Origin of the sequence: Streptomyces sp. AgN23 (assembly GCF_001598115.1) — a bacterium.
Classification (GTDB): domain Bacteria; phylum Actinomycetota; class Actinomycetes; order Streptomycetales; family Streptomycetaceae; genus Streptomyces; species Streptomyces antimycoticus.
Window position 1 is genome coordinate 9,212,980 of record NZ_CP007153.1, and the last position, 14,992, is coordinate 9,227,971.

At 71.2% G+C, this 14,992-nt stretch carries 15 protein-coding genes and 1 pseudogene; 11 read left to right on the top strand and 5 right to left on the bottom strand.

The genetic code is table 11. The features are described 5' to 3' along the window. Positions 1 to 117 precede the first annotated feature (117 nt). Positions 118 to 366, top strand: coding sequence for a hypothetical protein (locus AS97_RS47990; protein WP_247204640.1), 249 nt, complete (start codon positions 118 to 120; stop codon positions 364 to 366). 323 nt (positions 367 to 689) lie between these two features. Continuing rightward, positions 690 to 1,835: a glycoside hydrolase family 88 protein gene (locus AS97_RS40045; protein ID WP_059146020.1), complete on the top strand. Its 1,146-nt coding sequence runs from the start codon at positions 690 to 692 to the stop codon at positions 1,833 to 1,835. A 74-nt stretch (positions 1,836 to 1,909) separates the two neighbouring features. On the opposite strand, the gene AS97_RS40050 is transcribed toward AS97_RS40045, so the two are convergent. Next, a complete protein-coding gene (locus AS97_RS40050; protein ID WP_059146019.1) occupies positions 1,910 to 2,992 on the bottom strand; it encodes a PQQ-dependent sugar dehydrogenase in 1,083 nt (360 codons plus the stop codon). Positions 2,993 to 3,724: 732 nt separating this feature from the next. On the opposite strand from AS97_RS40050, the pseudogene AS97_RS40055 reads away from it, so the two are divergent. From AS97_RS40055 to AS97_RS40085, 7 genes and pseudogenes are all read left to right on the top strand, one after another. Beyond that, positions 3,725 to 4,213 (top strand): annotated as a pseudogene (locus tag AS97_RS40055) (alpha-L-fucosidase); the annotation flags it as partial. A gap of 158 nt (positions 4,214 to 4,371) precedes the next feature. Further along, the gene (pqqA, locus tag AS97_RS40060) at positions 4,372 to 4,515 is read left to right on the top strand and encodes a pyrroloquinoline quinone precursor peptide PqqA (RefSeq protein ID WP_059146017.1); all 144 of its coding nucleotides are present in this window, start codon (positions 4,372 to 4,374) and stop codon (positions 4,513 to 4,515) included. A 10-nt stretch (positions 4,516 to 4,525) separates the two neighbouring features. Continuing rightward, a complete protein-coding gene (gene pqqB, locus AS97_RS40065; RefSeq protein WP_210566608.1) occupies positions 4,526 to 5,455 on the top strand; it encodes a pyrroloquinoline quinone biosynthesis protein PqqB in 930 nt (309 codons plus the stop codon). Continuing rightward, positions 5,452 to 6,159: a pyrroloquinoline-quinone synthase PqqC gene (gene pqqC / locus AS97_RS40070; protein WP_059146015.1), complete on the top strand. Its 708-nt coding sequence runs from the start codon at positions 5,452 to 5,454 to the stop codon at positions 6,157 to 6,159. The genes pqqB and pqqC overlap by 4 nt, the downstream gene beginning before the upstream one ends. A 173-nt stretch (positions 6,160 to 6,332) precedes the next feature. Next, positions 6,333 to 6,569 (top strand): pyrroloquinoline quinone biosynthesis peptide chaperone PqqD, encoded by a 237-nt coding sequence (gene pqqD, locus AS97_RS40075; RefSeq protein ID WP_210567387.1) that lies wholly within the window; start codon positions 6,333 to 6,335, stop codon positions 6,567 to 6,569. Further along, positions 6,566 to 7,672, top strand: coding sequence for a pyrroloquinoline quinone biosynthesis protein PqqE (gene pqqE / locus AS97_RS40080; RefSeq protein ID WP_059146014.1), 1,107 nt, complete (start codon positions 6,566 to 6,568; stop codon positions 7,670 to 7,672). The genes pqqD and pqqE overlap by 4 nt, the downstream gene beginning before the upstream one ends. A gap of 90 nt (positions 7,673 to 7,762) precedes the next feature. Further along, positions 7,763 to 9,241 carry an SDR family NAD(P)-dependent oxidoreductase gene (locus tag AS97_RS40085; protein WP_059146013.1) on the top strand — a complete coding sequence of 493 codons (1,479 nt, stop codon included), beginning with the start codon at positions 7,763 to 7,765 and terminating at the stop codon, positions 9,239 to 9,241. Between the two features lie 58 nt (positions 9,242 to 9,299). Here AS97_RS40085 and AS97_RS40090 read toward each other — a convergent pair whose 3' ends face one another. Beyond that, positions 9,300 to 10,562, bottom strand: coding sequence for a glycosyltransferase family 4 protein (locus AS97_RS40090; RefSeq protein ID WP_059146012.1), 1,263 nt, complete (start codon positions 10,560 to 10,562; stop codon positions 9,300 to 9,302). 174 nt (positions 10,563 to 10,736) lie between these two features. Between AS97_RS40090 and AS97_RS40095 the strand changes: the two genes are divergently transcribed. Continuing rightward, entirely contained in the window at positions 10,737 to 11,441 is a 705-nt protein-coding gene (locus AS97_RS40095; RefSeq protein ID WP_059146011.1) for a response regulator transcription factor, read from the top strand. Continuing rightward, complete coding sequence (locus tag AS97_RS40100; protein WP_059146010.1) at positions 11,441 to 12,853, top strand: HAMP domain-containing sensor histidine kinase; 1,413 nt, start codon at positions 11,441 to 11,443, stop codon at positions 12,851 to 12,853. Before AS97_RS40095 ends, AS97_RS40100 begins: the two co-directional genes overlap by 1 nt. Before the next feature lie 57 nt (positions 12,854 to 12,910). Here AS97_RS40100 and AS97_RS40105 read toward each other — a convergent pair whose 3' ends face one another. Genes AS97_RS40105 through AS97_RS40115 form a run of 3 tightly spaced genes read right to left on the bottom strand, consistent with a single transcriptional unit; the run spans position 12,911 to position 14,885 of the window. After that, positions 12,911 to 13,729 carry an SAM-dependent methyltransferase gene (locus tag AS97_RS40105; RefSeq protein ID WP_059146009.1) on the bottom strand — a complete coding sequence of 273 codons (819 nt, stop codon included), beginning with the start codon at positions 13,727 to 13,729 and terminating at the stop codon, positions 12,911 to 12,913. After that, the gene (locus tag AS97_RS40110) at positions 13,726 to 14,025 is read right to left on the bottom strand and encodes a DUF397 domain-containing protein (protein ID WP_059146008.1); all 300 of its coding nucleotides are present in this window, start codon (positions 14,023 to 14,025) and stop codon (positions 13,726 to 13,728) included. Before AS97_RS40110 ends, AS97_RS40105 begins: the two co-directional genes overlap by 4 nt. A 2-nt stretch (positions 14,026 to 14,027) precedes the next feature. Next, entirely contained in the window at positions 14,028 to 14,885 is an 858-nt protein-coding gene (locus AS97_RS40115) for a helix-turn-helix transcriptional regulator (protein ID WP_059146007.1), read from the bottom strand. Positions 14,886 to 14,992: the final 107 nt, after the last annotated feature.

The window sequence follows — 14,992 nt, forward strand, 5'->3', positions numbered from 1 at the left end:
CCGGGGCGTACCGGAGCGACGCGGTGGTCATCGCCGCGGGCGTCTGGTCGCGCGAGCCGGTCCGCGGACTCGGCCTGGACGTCGACCTGGTGGCGGGCAACGGGTACAGCTTCTCCGTTGGCGGCCGTACCGCCGCCCTCCCGCCTGGTCCACCTCGGCGCGGCCAAGGTGGTGCTCACTCCGATGGGCAAGCGGGTCCGGGTCGCCGGGACGATGGGGTTCGAGCGCGACGCCGACCGGTTCCGGCAGCGGCGCGTCGAGGTCATCGTCGCCGCCGCGCGCCCGTATCTGCGCCATGCCGACGGGGGCGACCGCCAGGAGGAGTGGGTGGGGCCGCGTCCCATGCCCCCGACGGGCTGCCGCTGATCGGCCCGGTGTCCGGCCATCCCCGGGTGCTGCTGGCGACCGGTCACCACATGCTCGCGCCGGCCACCGGCCGGCTGGTGGCCGGACAACTGACGGGTACGGCGGATTCCAGTCTTTCCTCCGCTTTTGCCCCGGTACGGAGCGTTCGCCGGTATTCTTGGCGTGTACGCGCCACCCACGGCCAGTGAGCCGAAGGGGCGCACCGTCGTCGAACGGGAGAGCGCGCGCGGGCCCTTGAGGAACGCAGGGGCCGGGCACGGTCGACCGCCGACGGCGACGTGGGCGACCCGGAGGCGAACCGAGCCCTGAGAAAAGGGGAACGAGTGATCAGTCGCAGAACGCTGTTCGCGAGCACACTGGGCATCACCGGCGGCCTTCTCCTCCCGACGGCGGGCGCCGGCGCGGCGCCCGCCGACTGGTCCCGGGCGGTGGTGGACTCCACCATCGCCCGCTACCCCGACCCTGCCTCGCTCGGCGGCTGGGGCTACACCCGGGGGCTGTTCCTGCTCGGCGCCCACCGCGTCTACCAGCGGGTCAAGGAGCCCTCGTACCTGGCGTACATCAAGCGCTGGGTGGACAACTTCGTCGACGCCGACGGTCATATGAGCCGGACCTTCGACAACCTCGACGCGATGCAGTCGGGCAATCTGCTGCTGGTCCTCCACCAGGAGACCGGCGACCCCCGCTACCGGACCGCCGCCGACCAGATCCGGGACCGGATCACCAGCTATCCGCGCACCGCCGACGGCGGGATGTGGCACGCCACCGGCAAGACCAACGAACTGTGGGGCGACGGCGTCTTCATGGCCCAGCCCTTCCTGCTGCGCTACGGCATCGCCTACGGCGACCAGGCGTACGCGTACGAGGAGGTCACCAGGAACCTCTCGGTGTACTTCCGCCACCTCAAGGCGTCCAACGGGCTGCTCTACCACGCCTTCGACGCCGACGGCGACGCCCCGTGGAAGCCCGATCCCACCACCGGCAACTCCGGCTACTTCTGGGCGCGGGCCATCGGCTGGACCGCGATGACCCATGTGGAGGTGCTGGAAATGCTCCCCGCCGACCATCCGCGCCGCGCCGAACTCATCGGCAACGTACGGCACTTGGCGAAGGGCTTCGTGCGCTACCAGGACCCGGCCACCGGCCGCTGGTTCCAGGTCGTCGACAAGGCGAGCGACCCCGGCAACTGGACCGAGACCTCCGCCTCCAGCATGTACACCCTGATGCTGCACGCGGCCCTGAAGCACGGCTGGATCAGCGGCGGCGCTTACGCCTCGGCGGCGCGCAGGGGCTATCAGGGCGTGCTGCGGAAGGTGTCGGTCGGCTCCGACGGGCTGACGAACATCTCCGACATCAGTGAGGGCACCAACGTCGGAGACCTGGCCTACTACCTCAACCGGCCGCGCAATACGAACGACCTCCACGGTCTTGGCGCCTTCCTGCTCATGAACGAGCGGCTCGCACACTGACACGACGTACGGGCGCGACATGGACGTACGGGCGCGGTCCGCGGACCGCGCCCGTACGCTCATCCGCGAAGGCGCTACTTCAACTCGACCTGGAACACCTTGTCCGCGCCGTCCGGCTCCCCGCCGTTGTTGTCGGCGTTGGTCGTGGACAGCCACAGCGTGTTCTTGCCCGGCACGGTCTCCACGGTGCGCAGCCGCCCGTAGGAGCTGGTGTAGTACGCCTTCGGGGTGCCCGCGCTCGTCCCGTCCACCGGGATCCGCCACAGCCGCTCACCGCGCAGCGCCGCCATGTACATCGCGCCGTCGGCGTAGGTGACCCCGCTGGGCGAGGCGTCGCCGACCGGCCACTGGCGCTTGGGGCTGGTCATCCCGGAGGTGGAGCAGTTGCCCTCACAGGTCGGCCAGCCGTAGTTCTTGCCCGGTTCGATGAGGTTGAGCTCGTCGTACTTGCTGTTGCCGAGCTCGGCCTCCCACAGCCTCCCCTGCGGATCCCAGGTGATGCCCTGCGGATTACGGTGGCCGTAGGAGTAGACGAGCGTGCCGAACGGATTGCCCGGGGCGGGCTTGCCGTCCGTGGTCATCCGGAGGATCTTGCCGTTGAGGGAGTTCTTGTCCTGGGCGAGATCGGGGGTCTGGGCCTCCCCGGTGGTGGCGTACAGATAGCCGTCCGGGCCGAACTTCAGGCGTCCGCCGTTGTGGTACTTGTTCTTCTTGATGCCGGTGACGAGCGCCTTGTAGCCGCTGAGCGAGGAGCCGTCGTAGGTCATCCGGGCGATGCGGTTGCCGTCGGAGGCGGTGTGCATCAGATAGACGGCGTGGTCGCTGTTCCAGTTCGGGGAGACCGCGATGCCCAGCAACCCGCCCTCACCGTCGGTGGTCACCACATTGGGCACCGTGCCCACCTTGGTCCTGGTGCCCGACTGGGTGAGCTTGTAGACGTCGAACGCATCGCGCTCGGTGATCAGGGCCGAGCCGTCGGGCAGCCAGCTCAGCCCCCAGGGGACCGACCAGCCGGACGAGACGGTCTTGATGTCCGAGGGGGCCGAGTCGGCCCTCGAGGTCGCGGCGCTGCCGGTGCCGGTCTGGGTGAGCAGCAGCCCCGCGGTGAGTGCGGTGGTGGCGGCCGCGGCCACCAGGGTGTTCCGATAGCTCTTCATCGCGCCCTCCTACTGGAGCTCGTACGCCTTGAAGTTCCGGGTGAGCAGGTATGTGGTCTGGAGGCCGGCGCTGTTCAGGCTCCGGTAGATGCCCCATGTGGGCCGCGGATCGTTCTCGCCGCGCCACAGGTCCAGGCCGGTGCGCTTGTACGCGGCGACCTTCCCCCTGACCTCTTGGCGCTGGCGGTCGGTTTCAGGCTCCAGGACGCGGCCGGCGCCCGCGGCGACCGCTCGGCACCGTAGGCGACCGCGGCCGGGGCGATCAGCGCGGCCGTCGCCGTGAGAGCGAGGGCGGGGCGGGGTAAGAGCGGTGAACGCTCCATCAAGGATTCTCCTGTCTGATCCTTGTTCACATGGGGGGACTGTAAGAAAGGCTTCCTAATGCGTCAACAGGTCGGCCACTGTCAGTCACGGTCCGAAGCGGAAGGCCGCGCGAGCGTGTGAATCTTTGCGTGATCATCTCCCCTGAGTGCGGACAGCGCATCGCGGGAGGTAGGAGGTGTGGTGCGATGAGTCAAGGGGTGGTGTGGACCAATGGGGTGGTGGTGTGGGGGTGGTCGGCGGAAAGTGGCCAACTATCAGCGGACTCCGCTTGTTTCTTGGTATCGCGCAGGGAATGCATAGCCGGAGAGGTCGGAGGATTTTTGACGCACGCTTATTGACCGAGCCCCAACAGCCGGTGACCCTGCAACAGAACGGCACATGACCGTACGCCCCCGAGAAGGAGCCCTCATGGGCCGCAGATCGCGCCGGCGCCTCGGTGCCTGGCCGGCCGCCGTGCTGTCTCTTGTCGCCACCCTCGCCCTGACCGGCCCCGCCCCGGCGCGGGCCGATGTGGTCAATCCCCGTCAGCAGTGGCTGCGCGACTCCCAGGCGGGCCTTTTCCCGCACTGGGGTATGCGCACCTCGCCCGGCTACACCAGTTGCTCCGACTGGGAGAAGGCCGTCACCGACGGCGGCTGGAAGGCCGACTACTGGGTGGCCGAGGCCAAGAAGCCGCACGCCTCCTCCCTGGTGCCGGCCTCCTTCCACAGCCGTCTGGGCTACGCGCGGGCCCGGCCGTCCGCCGTTCCCGGAAGCTGCTCCACGAAGCGGGACTTCCTCGGCGAGCTGATCGAGGCGGCGAACGCCAAGGGGCTGAAGGTCATGCTCTATATGACCGACGACCCGCAGTGGCATGCCGAGGGCGGCCAGGAATGGCCCGACTCGGCGGCTCACTCATGACCCCGTCCCGACGACGACGCCATCGACCATCGCGGACGACAGCACCACCCCCGACGGCGGGGCGCTGCGGTCCGGACCGCCGACCAACGGTCCGACTGACGGTCCGTCCCGTCCCGTTGACCAACCCCCACCCAGATGGAAGGCAGGACGAAGCCATGAACGACACCACACCGCACACGGCACCCGAGGCGGCGGACCGGACCCGTACGGACGCCGGGGAAACCGCCTGGCAGGCGCCCGACTACGTGGTCGTGGAGACCGCGCTGGAGGTCACCGCCTACTCGTTGAACGCCCGCTGAGCTCCCCGCCATGCGCGTGCGCGTGCTCGGCACCGCGGCGGGTGGCGGCGTACCCCAGTGGAACTGCGCGTGCCCCGGATGCTCCGGGGCACGCGCTCACCCGGGGTGGCGCCGCCGCCATGCCTCGCTCGCCGTCCAGGCCGCCGAAGGCCGCTGGTATCTGGTCAACGCCACCCCCGACCTCGGCGAACAGGTCGAGGACTGCCCCGAGTTGCAGCCCGGGCCCGAACCGCGCCGGACCCCGCTGGCCGGGGTGATCCTCACCGACGCCGAACTCGACCACACCCTCGGCATCGCCCGGCTGCGCGAGGCGGACGGCATCGAGATCGTGGCCACCGCCCCGGTGCGGCACGCCCTGCTGACCGGGCTCCACCTGGGCGAGGTCCTCACCCCCTACGCCCGGCTGGACTGGCGCCCCCTCGACCCCGGGGACCGGCCGCTCGCCGAGGACTCGCCGCTGGCCGTCGGCGCCGTCCCCGTCTCCGCCAAACGCCCCCGCTACGCGGCCGGACTCGACGCCCCGGACGAGGACGCCCCGGACGACGATGCCCCGGACGAGGACGCCTGGGTGGTCGCCCTGCGGCTGACCGACCGCACCAGCGGCCGCTCCCTCCTCTACGCCCCCGCGCTCGCCGCCTGGCCCGATGCGTTCCAGCGCGCGGCCGAGAGCGCTGACCACGTCATCGTCGACGGCACGTTCTGGTCCGACGACGAGCCCCTCACCAGCGGCTTCGGCTCGCGCACCGCCACCGCCATGGGGCATCTGCCGATCGACGGACCCGGCGGCACGGCGCGGCGGCTCGCCGCACTCGAAGCGCGCACCCTGTACACCCACCTCAACAACACCAACCCCCTCAACGACCCGGCCGCGCCCCAGCACACGGTGCTGTGGGAGCTGGGCGTCGAGGTGGCCGCCGACGGGATGGTGATCGACCTGTGAGCACCCCACGGACACGTCTTGAGGAGCGGCTGCGCGCGGTCGCGCAGGAGCGCTACCACGACCGCCACCCCTTCAACGTACGGATGCACGCGGGCGAGCTCACCCCCGCCGAACTGCGCCGCTGGATCCTCAACCGCTTCCACTACCAGCGCCATATCCCCATCAAGGACGCGCTGATCACCGCCAAACTCGACACCGCGCGGCTGCGCCGGATGTGGCTGCGGCGCATCCAGGACCACGACGGCGCCGCCGACGGCGAGGGCGGCATCGAGCGATGGCTGCGGCTCGGCGAGGCCGCCGGCCTGGACCGGGACCGGCTGCTGTCCGGCGCCGAGGTGGTGCCCGCGGTGCGGCTGGCGGTCGACGGCTACGTCAACTTCTGCCGGTTGCGCGGCCCGCTGGAGGCCGTCGCCGCCTCGCTCACCGAGCTGTCCGCGCCCGGCATCATGCTCACCCGTATCGACGCCTTCGAGCGGTACTACCCGTGGATCGAGCGCGAGGGCCTGGCCTACTTCCGCAACCGGGTCGACCAGGGGCGCCGGGACAGCACCGAGGCGCTCGACCTGGTCCTGACCTGGGCGCGGAGCCCCGAGGACGAGGACCGCGCGGTGGCGGCGCTCGCCTTCAAATGCGATGTGCTGTGGTCGCTGCTGGACGCGGTCGAGCACGCCGACACCAAAGACGGCCCAGGGGAGGGGGCATGACCACAGCCGACACCCCGCCCGCTCTGGGCACCTCGCCTGTCCCGGGCACCTCGCCTGTCCCGGGCACCTCGCCTGTCCCGGGCACCTCGCCTGTCCCGGGCGCCCCGGGCGCCCCGGGCGCCCCGGGCGCCCCGGGCACCTCCTCAGCCGCCCCGGCCGGATGGCGGCCCGCGCTGGCGCCCGCCGTGAGCCTGCGCCACGACCGGGTGCGTGACGCCGATCTGCTGGTGCTGCCCGAGCGGGTGGTGGTGCTGCGGGGCAGCGCCGCACGCCTCCTGCGGCTGTGCGACGGCGACCGCGACCTCGACGCCATCGTGGCGGAGCTCATGAGCCGCTTCCCCGGCGCGCCCGTGGCCGAGGACGTGCCCGCCTTCCTCGGCCGGATGCGTACGGAGGGCTGGGTCCGATGACCGCCGCGCCCCGCCCCTGGGCCCTGCTCGCCGAGCTCACCCATGGCTGCCCGCTGCACTGCCCCTACTGCTCCAACCCGCTGGAGCTGGTCCGCCGCTCGCGGGAGCTGTCCACCGCCGAGTGGACAGAGGTGATGCGCCAGGCCGGGGAGCTCGGCGTGGTGCACACCCATCTCTCCGGCGGGGAACCGCTGTTGCGCCGCGATCTGGCCGAGATCGTCACCGCCGCCGAGTCCGCCGAGATCTACACCCAGCTCGTCACCAGCGGGGTGGGACTGGACGAGGCCCGGCTGGCGGACCTGATCGCCGCCGGGCTGCGCAGCGTCCAGCTCTCCCTGCAGCACGCCGATCCGGCCGCCTCCGACCGGATCGCCGGGTACCGTTCCTTCGCCGCCAAGGAGCGGGCCGCGGCCCTGGTGCGCAAGGCCGGTCTGCCGCTCGGGATCAATGTCGTCCTGCACCGTGACAACCTCGACGTGCTCGACGCCATCATCCAGCGCGGCCTGGACTGGGGCGCCGACCGGATCGAGCTGGCCAACACCCAGTTCTACGGCTGGGCGCTGCGCAACCGCGACGCCCTGCTGCCCAGCCGCGATCAGCTCGCCCGGGCGCGGGAGACGGTCGAGCACCGGCGGCAGCGGCTGGGCGGCACCGTCGACCTGGTGTGGGTCGTGCCCGACTACTTCGACGGTGTCGCCAAGCCCTGCATGGGCGGCTGGGGCGCGGTGTCGCTGACCGTCGCACCCGACGGCACCGCGCTGCCCTGCCCCGCCGCCGCGAGCCTGCCGGACCTGGACCCGCCCACTGTGCGCGACCACACCCTGGAGTGGATCTGGGACCACTCCACCGCCTTCAACCGCTACCGGGGCGAGGAGTGGATGCGGGAGCCGTGCCGCACCTGCTCCCGCCGCGCGGAGGACTTCGGCGGCTGCCGCTGCCAGGCGTACGCCCTGACCGGCGACGCCGCCCGCACCGATCCGGCCTGTGCGCTCGCCCCGGACCACGGCGTGATCCGCGCGCTGACGGACAGCGGGCAGCCGGCCGGAGCGTGGGCCCCGGCGCGGACCGGCGGCTATGTATACCGCAAGCCCGGAGGAGGGTGAGGCCGGGCGCGGTTTGGCGCATACGCCTCCGCTTCCGTAAAGTTTCGCCGTTGTCCAGGGGAACAGGCGAACCAGAAAGCGGCAGCGGCGATGACGGTGATAGACGAAGGCCGGGCCGAACGGGCGGCGGCCGAGGAGCCGGGCATCGACCCGGAGCGGCTGGCGACCTGTCTGAGCGTCCTCGCGGAACTCGACCGGCTACCGGTCGACCACCCCGACGCGATCATGGTGCGCCGGGCCACCTCCGGCATCTACCGCAGTGTGAAGCAGCGCAGGCGTCAGGAGCGGCGAGCGGCGAAGACCGCCCATGACAAGGCCGTGACCGAGGCCACCGCCACCGGCGCCGCCGACCGGATCGACGACGAGACACTGGGCCGCGCGCTCAGCAGCTCCGTCTCCACCGAGATCGCGGGCATCCTGGCGCGCCCCCGCTCCTGCTACGTCTGCAAGACCCGGTTCGTCGAGGTCGACGCCTTCTACCACCAGCTGTGCCGCGACTGCGCCGCCGAGAACCGGGCCCGCCGCGACGCCCGCACCGACCTCACCGGGCGCCGCGCCCTGCTCACCGGCGGCCGGGCGAAGATCGGCATGTATATCGCGCTGCGGCTGCTGCGCGACGGCGCGCACACCACCGTCACCACCCGCTTCCCGGGCGACGCCATCCGCCGCTTCAAGGCCATGCCGGACAGCGGGGAATGGCTGCACCGGCTCAAGGTCGTCGGCATCGATCTGCGCGACCCCGCCCAGGTCATCGCGCTGGCCGACGAGGTCAGCGCCGCGGGCCCGCTGGACATACTGATCAACAACGCCGCCCAGACCGTCCGCCGCACACCCCAGGCGTACGCGGAGCTGATAGCGGGCGAGTCGGCGCCGCTCCCGGCCGGGGAGCTGCCCGAGTCCCTGGTCCTCGGCGCCTTCGGCAGCGGCGCCCAGGCGGCCCTGCCGGCGCCCCGCACGCCTCGGGACGGCGCTCTCACGCCGCAGGACCTCACCGCCCTCGCCCTCACCAGCGGCTCCGCCTCTCCGGCCCGGATCGAGGCCGGGACCGCGATCGACGCGGGCGGGCTGGTGCCGGACCTGGACCCGACCAACACCTGGGTGCAGCGGGTCAACGAGGTGGACCCGGTCGAGATGCTCGAGGTCCAGCTCTGCAATGAGACGGCGCCGTTCATCCTGGTGAGCCGGCTGCGCCCGGCGATGGCCGCCTCGCCCGCCCGGCGCAAGTACGTGGTCAACGTCTCCGCGATGGAGGGCAAGTTCGGCCGGGGCTACAAGGGCGCGGGCCATCCGCACACCAACATGGCCAAGGCCGCGCTGAACATGCTGACCCGCACCAGCGCACGCGAGATGTTCGAGGCCGACGCCATCCTGATGACGAGCGTCGACACCGGATGGATCACCGACGAGCGCCCGCACCCGGAGAAGATGCGGCTGGCGGCCGAGGGCTTTCACGCCCCCCTCGACCTGGTGGACGGCGCGGCGCGGGTCTACGACCCGATCGTCCGGGGCGAGGCGGGCGAGGACCTCTTCGGCTGCTTCCTGAAGGACTACGCCCCGACGTCCTGGTAGTGCCGGGGCGCCGCGGGCCCTAGCGGTTACGTCTCGTCCGGCGCGGTCCGGCGTGGCGTCAGGCGCTCGCCTTTCCGCCGGCCGCCGGGGTGCGGCGGGCGGGGGAGATGCCGAAGCGGCGGGCCAGGCGCCGCAGGCGGGCGCGGACGGAGGCCCGGCCGCGCTCCCTGAAACGGGCGAACCGGCTCGCGCGCAGCTCCTCGAAGAGCTCGTCGTAGCGGTGCGCCAGCGGCGCGGGGTCGTAGGCGCGGGAGCTCTCCAGGGCGGCCGCCGCCATCGCCTGCCGGGCCGGGGCGTCGGCCATCAGCTCCATCAGGGCGCTCGCCAGCGCCTCCTTGTCCCCGGTGGGGACGAGCCGCCCGGTGACCCCGTCCTCAATGATCTCGGCGGGGCCGAGCGGGCAGTTGGTGCTCACCACCGGCACCCCGCACCGCATGGCCTCCACGATCGTCATCCCGAACGACTCGGCGTCCGAGGCGACCGCGACCAGTGACACCTTCGCGAACTTCTCCTCGATGGGGGAGTAGGACCCCATCAGCTCCGCGCTCCCGGACAGGCCCAGTCGCTCGATGCGCTCCGCGAGCCGCTCCTTCTCCGCGCCCCCGCCGTAGATCTCCAGCCGCCAGGCCGGGAACTTCGCCGTGACCTCCGCGAAGGCGTCGATGAGCAGGTCGAAGCGCTTGCCGCGGACCAGCCGCCCGGCCGCCGCGATCACGGGCGTGGTGCCTTCGGAGGGGGCGACGGCCGGTTCGGGGACGCTGTTGGGTATCGCCAGGGTCCGCACTCCCGGCAACGGCATCTTCTTGCGGTAGATCGCGGCGTCCGCCTCGGTCGTGGTGACGATGGCGTCCAGCAGCCGGTAGCGCGGGGCCAGCTCCCCCCGCAGCTTCTTGCTGTGCGCGTCGTACCGCAGATGCTCCTGGGCGATGCGCAGCGCCCGGCGGGGGGCGAAGCGGGATATGTAGACGTTCACCCCCGGCCGAGTGCCGATGATCACATCGGCTGGACAGCCGCGCAGATACTCCGCGGCCCGCGTGTCGATCAGGCGGTTGTACTGGTGGTGCCGCTTCTCGGCGGCCGGGAAGTCCCGGCTGGCCTCGAAGAACAGCGGGTCCTTCGCGTCCGCGCTCTCCGGACGCGTGTCCACCAGGGGGACCAGCCGCACCCGGGGGTCGAGGGCGAAACGCGGCGTCTCGCGATGCCGCATCATCGAGACGATCTCCACCTCGTGGCGGTCGGCGAGCGCCGTCGCGAGATTCATCGTCGTCCGGATCGTTCCGCCGATCCCGTAGGCGTTGTGCAGCAGGAATGCGATCTTCATGCGGTATTTTCTCCGGCCGGTTGCATCCCCGGGGCGAGTTCCCCCCGGAACGTAACGGACACCTTCTCCGGGCCCGGTAAGCCCGTCGCGTGAAGAAGGTGAGAGCGGGGTAAGAAGCCACGCTCAGGACCCCGCCCGGGACAGGCACCTCTGTGGCCTTGGCAGACTCGGGGTGTGACCAACACCGTGCTGCTCGCCGAGGACGACCGTGCCATCCGCCAGGCGCTGGAACGCGCCCTGACCCTGGAGGGGTACCGCGTCACCGCCGTACCCGACGGGATAGAGGCGCTGGCGGCCATCCACCGCGAGCGCCCGGACGTGGTCGTCCTCGATGTGATGATGCCGGGCGTGGACGGGCTGCAGGTGTGCCGGGTGCTGCGCGCCGAGGGGGACCGCACCCCCATCCTGATGCTCACCGCGCGAGTCGAGACCGCCGACCGGATCGAGGGGCTGGACGCCGGGGCGGACGACTATGTCGCCAAGCCCTTCGAGATCGAGGAGGTCTTCGCCCGGCTGCGCGCACTGCTTCGCCGCGCCGCCCCCGCCGAACCGCCCGCACCGGAGGACGCCGCGATCGACGGCGTGCTGGAGGTCGCGGATCTGCACCTGGACTCCTCGGCGCGCCGGGTCTGGCGCGGCGGTACGGAGCTGGAGCTGACCCGCACCGAATTCGACCTGCTGGAGCTGCTGGCGCGCAACGCGGGCATCGTCCTGGACCACACCACCATCTACGCCCGCATCTGGGGCTACGACTTCGGCCCCGGATCGAAGAACCTCGCCGTCTACATCGGCTATCTGCGCCGCAAGGTCGATCCGGAGGGGCGTACCCCGCTGATCCATACGGTCCGCGGAGTCGGTTACACCCTGCGAGAGGAGTAATGGTGCGGTTTCCACCGCTTCGCCGTGGGCGGCCCAGTCTGCGGACCACCTTCGCGCTCTCGTTCGCGGCGGCGGCCTCCGTGGTCACCCTCCTGGTCGGCGGCCTCAGCTACGACGCCGCGGCCGGGCTGGTGCGGGTCGACCAGCAGACGGTGTTCGACGACGTGGTCCGCGATCTGCGCGGCGAGGTCCGCGGCGAGAAGGTGATCCTGCGGCAGTACCCCGCCGAGTCCACCGTGCCCGTCCCCTACGACCTGCGGGACGATCTGCGCCGGATCAGCCGGATGGACGTCCAGGTGATCAACGGCAGCGGCACGGTCTACGACGCGGGCAAGCCCCCGCTGCCGGTTTCCGCCGACGACCGGATCACCGCCGCCTCCCGCACACCGGGCACCGTCGTACGGCGCGAGATCGGCATCGGCGGAGAGCAGTACCGCATGGCCACGGTGGCCGTGGGCGACGGCACCGGCGCGGTCCAGGTGGCCCAGCAGATCAGCGACACCGAGGATCTGCTGCGGGAACTCCAGAAGCGCACCGCGCTGTTCGTGGTAGCCGTCATCCTGGCCGCCGGGCTGGCCGGCTGGTGGCTGGCCGGGCGGATCACCCGGCGGCTGGTGCGGCTGACCCGGGTCGCCGAGAGCGTGGCCGCGACCGGCCGGATGCAGGTGGCGGTGCCGGTCGCCGGGGACGACGAGGTGGGCCGCCTCGGGCGGGCCTTCGACGGCATGCTCGGCCGGCTCGCGCGTTCCAAGGACGACCAGCGGCGGCTGGTCGAGGACGCCGGGCACGAGCTGCGCACCCCGCTCACCTCGCTGCGCACCAATATCTCCCTGCTGCGCCGCTTCGAGGAGCTGCCGGGGTCCGCGCGCGAGGATCTGCTGGCCGATCTGGCGGGGGAGACCCGGGAGCTGACCGACCTCGTCAATGAGCTGGTGGAGCTGGCGGCCGGGCAGCGGGACGACGAACCCCGTACGGAGGTCTCGCTGGCGGAGGTGGCCACCGCCGCCGCGACCCTCGCCTGGCGCCGGACCGGCCGGGAGATCACCGTAAGCGCCGAGGGCGACACCCGGCTGACGGGCCACCCGGCCACCCTGCAGCGCGCGATCTCCAATCTGGTGGAGAACGCCGCCAAGTTCGACCGGGACGGCACCGAGCCCGTCGAGGTGATGATCACCGGCCGCCGGGTGGAGGTCCTGGACCGGGGCCCCGGCATCGCCGAGGAGGACCGCGAGCGTGTCTTCGACCGCTTCTACCGCGCGCCCGGCGCGCGCAGCCTGCCCGGTTCGGGGCTGGGCCTGGCCATCGTGCGCGAGGTCGCCCTCGCACACGGCGGCACCGTCTTCGCCCGGCCGCGCCCGGGCGGGGGCGCGGTATTGGGCTTCACGGTCGGCGACGGCACCGAGGAGCCGTGACACCGGGCCGTGAGGCCCGGCCACGACGATGGTGCCGCTGTGGCTTCCGGGCTGCCGCTAGGGCTTCCGGCCCACTCCCGCCCACATGTTGATGTCCGCGCTGCGGATGGTCTCCGGGCGGTCGTCGGGGTCCGGGTTCCAGTGGTGGGGCTCCGACACACCCGGGTCGATCAGCTCCAGACCGTCGAAGAAGGCCCCGACCTCGCTCTGGGAGCGGGTGGTGAAGGAGATGCCGCTCTCCTTGTAGACCTGGATGACGTTCCGCCAGGTCTCCGCCGAGAAGTCATGCGTGGAGTGGGTCAGCATCAGATAGCTGCCCGGGGCCAGGGGCGCCATCAGATCGCGGATGATCTCGTACGGCTTGTCCTCGTCCGGGATGAAGTGGAAGAGCGCGTTCACGGAGATCGCCACCGGCCGGTCCAGGTCCAGCGTCTCATGCAGCTCGGGGGCGCTCATGATCCGCTGGGGATCGCGCACATCCGCCTGCACATAGGACGTACGGCCCTCGGGGGTGCCGACGAGCAGCGCCTGGGCGTAGGCCAGCACGATGGGGTCGTAGTCGGTGTAGACCACGCGGGCCTCCGGGGCGACGCCCTGGGCGACCTGATGGAGGTTGGGCTCGGTGGGTATGCCGGTGCCTATGTCGAGGAACTGCCGGATCCCGGCCTCCCGGGCCAGCCAGCGGGTGGCGCGGTGGATGAAGGCCCGGTTGACGGTGGCGTTGAGCCGGACGGTGGGATAGACCTCCAGCACCCGCCCGGCGGCCTCGGCGTCGACCTCGTAGTGGTCCTTGCCGTTGAGGTAGAAGTCGTACATCCGAGCCGGGTGCGGCTTGGTGGTGTCGATCTGGTCAGGGGCGAGCCCGTATTCGGTCACGCGGCCCTCCGTTCCGGTGCGGAACCCGCCGAGGAGGTCAGGTTGGGGTCTGGATGTGTGAGCAGGAAGTCCGCGGCGCCGGCCTTGGCACCCTGGATGAACCTCTCGATTTCATGGTGGGTGTAGATCAGGGCAGGGCCGTCGGGATCGGTCGACTGACGCAGGGCGATCCGCCCGTCGTGCAGCCTCAGGGCCTCCACGCAGGCACCACCGTTGGGACCGCTCCACGGCTTGGCCCAGCCTTCGGTCCCCAGATGTTTGGCCGGCATGCCGTTGTACACATGTACCTGATCCACAGTCAGAGCTCCTTGCGAATCCCACGGAGAAAACTCTCCGTGCGCCGCGCCGGTGTGGCCTGGGTGCCCATGCGGTCCAGGGCCTCCAAATAGGCGGCCACATCGGAACGTTGGTCGAGATAGCCGGCGCCGGTCAGGCCCTCGGCGTAGACGATGTCCGGCAGTTCCGGGATCTGGAACCGGAAGAGCTGGAAGGGGCCGCCCATGCCCGGGTGCGGGCCGGCGGAGAACGGCACCACCTGAAGGGTGACGTTGGGCTTTTGTGACGACTCGATCAGGTGGTCGATCTGGGCGCGCATCACCTGGGGACCGCCGATGGACAGCCGGAGCACCGTCTCGTCCATCACCACCCACAGATGCGGTCCGTCCGGGCGGCTGAGCAGCTCCTGGCGCTCCATCCGCAGCGCCACCCGGCGGTCGAGCTCCTGGCTGGTCCCGTGCGGGAAGCCGATGGAGAGCAGCGTGCGGGCGTACTCCTCGGTCTGCAGGAGTCCGGGGACGAAATGCGGCTCGTAGGCGCGGATACGGCTCGCCACGCCCTCGAGGCTCACATAGAGACTGAACCAGTCCGGCAGCACATCGCGGAACCGGTGCCACCAGCCCGGCCTGTTGGCCTCCTCGGCGAGCGCGAGGAAGGAGTCGATCTCTTCCTGTTCGGTGCCATAGGTCTGCAGCAGCTTCTCGACGTAGGGGAGTTTCAGGCCGACCTCGGCCTTCTCCATCCTGCGCACCGTGGTCTGGTTGACGTGCAGCGCCCTGGCAGCCTGGTCGTAGCTGACGCCGGCTTTCTCGCGAAGATCCCGCAGCCTCATGCCGAGGACCATCTGCCCGACGGTCGGGGCAGATCGCGCTTCACCCACGTCGTACCTCCTGGGACGGTCTTGTCAGGATCAGTGTGCCACGTGCGAGGTGAGGGCAACAGAGTGCACTGGCTATTCTGCATTTTGCAGTTCGCGCCTTGCCAACT

Excerpts from the sequence above, each read along its gene's own strand:
- AS97_RS40090 (WP_059146012.1), bottom strand. The coding sequence starts at position 10,562 with ATGAAGATCGCATTCCTGCTGCACAACGCCTACGGGATCGGCGGAACG.
- AS97_RS40085 (WP_059146013.1), top strand. The coding sequence starts at position 7,763 with ATGACGGTGATAGACGAAGGCCGGGCCGAACGGGCGGCGGCCGAGGAG.
- pqqE (WP_059146014.1), top strand. The coding sequence starts at position 6,566 with ATGACCGCCGCGCCCCGCCCCTGGGCCCTGCTCGCCGAGCTCACCCAT.
- AS97_RS40050 (WP_059146019.1), bottom strand. The coding sequence starts at position 2,992 with ATGAAGAGCTATCGGAACACCCTGGTGGCCGCGGCCGCCACCACCGCA.
- pqqB (WP_210566608.1), top strand. The coding sequence starts at position 4,526 with ATGCGCGTGCGCGTGCTCGGCACCGCGGCGGGTGGCGGCGTACCCCAG.
- AS97_RS40100 (WP_059146010.1), top strand. The coding sequence starts at position 11,441 with ATGGTGCGGTTTCCACCGCTTCGCCGTGGGCGGCCCAGTCTGCGGACC.
- pqqA (WP_059146017.1), top strand. The coding sequence starts at position 4,372 with ATGAACGACACCACACCGCACACGGCACCCGAGGCGGCGGACCGGACC.